Genomic DNA, 525 nt, shown 5'->3' on the forward strand with positions numbered 1-525 from the left:
GCAGATAACGAGCCATCAGGGCTGATTGGCTCGAGCTGTAATCGTGTGATTATCGGTCTTGGCAAGACCGGGCTGTCCTGTGCCCGTTATCTTTATCGCCAGGGTTTGCCGTTCAAAATTATTGATACCCGGGAAACGCCTCCGGGTGAATTGGAGTGTAGTCAGCTATTTCCTGATGTACCCCTGCATACCGGTGGTTTCAATGAGCAGTGGTTAATGACTGCCGATGAGTTGGTGGTTAGTCCGGGTATCGCTCTGTCGGAACCGGCCATTGCCAGGGCGATGGACAATGGCGCTATTGCCATTGGTGATATTGAGCTGTTTTGTCGAGCGGTGAATGCTGCCTCGGCTGTTTCAACAAAAAAGAAGCCGCTCGTCGCCATTACCGGCTCCAATGGTAAAAGCACAGTGACCACGCTGGTTGGTGAAATGGTCAGCTATTCAGGGCTTAAGCCAGGCGTAGGGGGCAATATCGGAACCCCGGTACTTGATTTACTGGATGATGACAGTATTGATGTTTACATT

1 pseudogene is annotated in these 525 nt (G+C 51.0%); it reads left to right on the plus strand.

From position 1 onward, the window contains the following. Window positions 1–525 (plus strand): annotated as a pseudogene (murD, locus tag J7438_RS27410) (UDP-N-acetylmuramoyl-L-alanine--D-glutamate ligase); the annotation flags it as partial.

The sequence above is a fragment of the Thalassotalea sp. G20_0 genome, from assembly GCF_017744175.1.
Classification (GTDB): domain Bacteria; phylum Pseudomonadota; class Gammaproteobacteria; order Pseudomonadales; family Endozoicomonadaceae; genus Endozoicomonas.